Source organism: Fictibacillus aquaticus (assembly GCF_002245695.1).
In the GTDB taxonomy this organism is placed as follows: domain Bacteria; phylum Bacillota; class Bacilli; order Bacillales; family Fictibacillaceae; genus Fictibacillus; species Fictibacillus aquaticus.
On record NZ_NOII01000009.1, the window covers coordinates 1 to 4,093 of the forward strand.

At 47.4% G+C, this 4,093-nt stretch carries 4 protein-coding genes; all 4 read right to left on the bottom strand.

What is annotated here, in order from left to right; all coding sequences use genetic code 11:
* The coding region (gene eno, locus CGZ90_RS14805; RefSeq protein WP_094253308.1) for a phosphopyruvate hydratase at positions 1-1,011 on the bottom strand (1,011 nt) is incomplete at its 3' end.
* 112 nt (positions 1,012-1,123) lie between these two features.
* Complete coding sequence (gene gpmI / locus CGZ90_RS14810) at positions 1,124-2,659, bottom strand: 2,3-bisphosphoglycerate-independent phosphoglycerate mutase (protein ID WP_094253309.1); 1,536 nt, start codon at positions 2,657-2,659, stop codon at positions 1,124-1,126.
* Entirely contained in the window at positions 2,656-3,414 is a 759-nt protein-coding gene (gene tpiA / locus CGZ90_RS14815) for a triose-phosphate isomerase (RefSeq protein ID WP_094253310.1), read from the bottom strand. Before tpiA ends, gpmI begins: the two co-directional genes overlap by 4 nt.
* 69 nt (positions 3,415-3,483) lie before the next feature.
* A partial coding sequence (locus CGZ90_RS14820; RefSeq protein WP_094253311.1) for a phosphoglycerate kinase occupies positions 3,484-4,093 on the bottom strand: 610 nt, incomplete at its 5' end.

Here is a 4,093-nt window from a genome sequence, read left to right on the forward strand (position 1 = left end):
AAGGATTGAGTTAGCGATGCCTTTTTCGATACCTTCAGAAAGCTTCGCTGTGTTTGTAACGAACAAGTCGTCACCAACGAGCTGAACGCGGTCACCGATGCGCTCTGTAAGAAGCTTGTGGCCGTCCCAGTCGTTTTCGTCAAGACCATCTTCGATAGAAACGATCGGGTACTTGTTTACGAGGTCTTCGTAGTAAGCAACCATTTCTTCAGACGTCTTCACAAGACCTTCACCTTTAAGGTGGTACTTGCCGTCTTCTTTGTTGAAGAGCTCAGAAGATGCAACGTCCATTGCAAGCTTCACTTCTTCACCTGGCTTGTAGCCAGCTTTTTCGATCGCTGTCATGATCGTTTGAAGAGCTTCTTCGTTAGATCCTAGGTTTGGAGCGAATCCGCCTTCGTCACCTACAGCTGTGTTCAAGCCTTTTTCTTTAAGAACAGACTTTAAGCTGTGGAAGATTTCAGCACCCATGCGTACTGCTTCAGAGAAGCTTTCAGCACCGACTGGCATAACCATGAATTCCTGGATGTCAACGTTGTTGTCAGCATGTTCGCCGCCGTTAAGGATGTTCATCATTGGAACTGGAACTGTCTTGGAGTTGAATCCGCCAAGGTATAGGTAAAGCGGGATTCCAAGGTAGTCAGCAGCAGCACGTGCAACTGCCATGGAAACACCAAGGATTGCGTTAGCTCCTAGCTTTCCTTTGTTTTCTGTTCCGTCAAGCTCGATCAACGTCTGGTCGATTCCAACTTGGTCAAGTACGTCAAAGCCAACTAGCTCAGGCGCGATGTTTTCGTTTACGTTGTTTACTGCGTTAAGAACACCTTTTCCAAGGTAGCGCTCTTTGTCGCCGTCACGAAGCTCAACTGCTTCGTATTCACCAGTCGATGCACCAGATGGTACGATCGCGCGGCCGAATGCGCCGGATTCTGTGTATACTTCTACTTCAACTGTAGGGTTTCCGCGTGAGTCAAGGACTTCACGTGCGTAAACTTCAATAATTTGTGGCATGAAAACCTCTCCTTTTAAATGGTTTTTTTGTTTTAAATGGTTTGTGCGGACAGGGGTCATCTATCCGCTTTCCAATTGCAAGACGGCAAGGGTCATTTGCCGTGCTGCTTTTTTACTTTTGAATCAATGTTTTTCCTGTCATTTCTTTAGGCTGGTCTCCGCCAAGAAGGTTCAGGAACGTTGGTGCGAGATCCGCTAAGATTCCGCCTTCACGAAGCTGTACTCCTTCTTTCGTCACGATAACCGGAACAGGGTTTGTCGTGTGCGCCGTCATTGGCTTGTCCTCCATCGTCACAACCTCATCCGCGTTTCCGTGATCAGCTGTAATGATGGCTGTTCCGCCTTTGGCGATGATGGCATCGACCACTTTTCCTAAACACTCATCTACCACTTCAACCGCCTTGATCGTCGGTTCAAGCTTACCGGAATGGCCGACCATGTCCGGGTTGGCGAAGTTCAGGATGATCGCATCATGAGCGTCAGCCTCAATTTCTTTTAACAGAGCATCCGTAACTTCATAAGCACTCATCTCAGGCTGCAAGTCGTATGTTGCGACTTTCGGCGAATCGATCAAAATTCGCTTTTCTCCTGGGAATTCAGCTTCACGTCCGCCGCTGAAAAAGAACGTCACATGCGGATACTTTTCTGTTTCCGCGATGCGAAGCTGCTTGAAGTTCTGCTGTGACAGCACTTCTCCAAGTGTATTATCCAAGTTCGTCGGCTTAAATGCAACATTTCCCTGCACTGTTTCACTAAAATGCGTCAGACACACAAAATGAAGGTTCTTTGGGAAATGCTCCCCGCGGTCGAATCCTCGGAAATCTTCGTTCGTGAAGACCTGCGAGATCTGAATCGCGCGGTCAGGACGGAAGTTACAGAAGATAACTGCATCATTGTCCTGGATTGTAGCCACAGGCTCTCCGTTTTCTTTTTTCAAAACGGAAGGCAGAACGAACTCATCATAGATTTCGTTCGCATAGGAGTCTTTTACGACGTCCATTGGATCTGTATAGTCGGGTCCTTCGCCATATGCCATAGCGCGGTACGATTTTTCTACACGATCCCAGCGCTTGTCGCGGTCCATAGAATAGTAGCGGCCTGACAATGTAGCAATTTCACCGACTCCAAGTTCGTTAATTTTATCAAGAGTCTTTTGAATGTAACTCTCTGCTGATTGCGGAGGAACATCACGGCCATCCAAGAAGCCATGCAAGTACACGTTTTTGACGTCCTTCTTTTTCGCCAGTTCAAGCAATGCAAGAATATGGTCGATATGGCTGTGAATCCCGCCGTCAGAAAGAAGTCCGAAAATGTGAAGATTTGTGCCTTCTTTTTTCACGTGATCCATCGCATCAACAAAGGTTTGATTTTCTTCAAAATCGCCTTCGCGGATCGCTAAGTTTACACGAGTCAAGCTCTGGTACACGATGCGGCCAGCGCCAATGTTCAAGTGGCCGACCTCAGAGTTACCCATTTGCCCTTCAGGAAGTCCAACAGCTTCACCGCTTGCAGTGAGCTGTGAATGCGGGTACTTCTCCCAGTAGCGGTCGAAGTTTGGCTTTTTCGCCTGTGCAACTGCATTCCCTTTTTGCTCGGGACGGCAGGCAAAGCCGTCTAAGATGATCAGTGCTACCGGTTTGTTGCTCATTTGCTTACACCTTCTAAAAGCTGAAGATAAGATTGAGGGTCAAGGCTCGCACCGCCAACTAAAGCGCCATCGATATCTGACATGCCCATCAATTCTTTAATATTGTCTGGCTTCACGCTGCCGCCGTATTGGATACGGACTGCATCTGCAGCAACTTGAGAGAACTGCTCTGCCACAACGCTCCGGATGTAGGCACATACTTCGTTCGCGTCTTCAGAAGAAGCTGTCTTTCCAGTTCCAATCGCCCATACTGGCTCATAAGCGATAACTGTCTGTTTCACTTGCTCCTCTGATAGACCAGCTAATCCTTTTTCAGTCTGCTCTTTAACAACCGCTTTTGTATTGTCTGCTTCACGCTGCTCGAGCGTCTCGCCGACACACACGATTGGCGTCAATCCATGCTTGAATGCAGCATGTGTCTTCTGGTTTACAAGCTCGTCCGTTTCAGCAAAAAGCTCACGGCGCTCAGAGTGTCCAAGAATGACATATTGTACGTTCAAGTCTTTCAGCATTACAGGAGAAATTTCTCCAGTAAACGCACCGCTTTCCTCAAAGTGCATGTTTTGTGCGCCAACTGCAAGAGGAGTTCCTTCTGCTTCATCTGCCAGGCAGTCGAGGAAAAGAGCTGGAGCGCAGATCACTGAATCCACTGCTTCAGCTGATGGCACGAGGCCCTTCACTTCTTCAACGAAGCTGCGTGCTTCAGAAAGTGTTTTGTTCATCTTCCAGTTACCTGCAATAATCGGTTTACGCATGTGTTTTCACCTCTTTGGAATAATTCGATCAGAACAGGGGTCATCTGTTTGATCATGGTTAAAAAATGCTTATTTGTCGTTAAGAGCTGTAACTCCAGGAAGCTCTTTCCCCTCCATAAACTCAAGGGATGCTCCTCCGCCTGTTGAGATGTGGCTCATCTTGTCAGCTAAGCCGAACTTTTCAACAGCTGCTGCAGAATCTCCGCCGCCAATGACGCTGTAAGTGCCAGTTGCTTCTGCAAGTGCGTTCGCGACTGTGCGCGTGCCATTTGCGAATGCATCGATTTCAAAAACACCCATCGGCCCGTTCCAGATAACGAGTTTAGAGTTTTTGATCACTTCTGCGTATTTTTCTGCTGTTTTTGTGCCGATGTCAAGACCTTCCCAATCAGATGGGATTTGGTCAATAGGAACGACTTTCGTGTTCGCATCATTTGAAAAATCGTCTGCAACAAGAACGTCTTCAGCGATTAGGAAATTGACGCCTTTTTCTTTCGCTTTTTCCATGAAGCTTTTTGCCGTTTCGATCTTATCTTCTTCAAGCAAAGACTTTCCTACATCATGGCCGAGCGCCTTGATAAACGTATAGCCAAGTCCGCCGCCGATGATAAGGTTATCTACTTTATCTAAAAGGTTGTTGATAACGTCAATTTTGTCCTTAACCTTCGCTCCGCCGATG

Coding starts and splice junctions, on each gene's coding strand:
- gpmI (WP_094253309.1), bottom strand. CDS start 2,659: ATGAGCAACAAACCGGTAGCACTGATCATCTTAGACGGCTTTGCCTGC.
- tpiA (WP_094253310.1), bottom strand. CDS start 3,414: ATGCGTAAACCGATTATTGCAGGTAACTGGAAGATGAACAAAACACTT.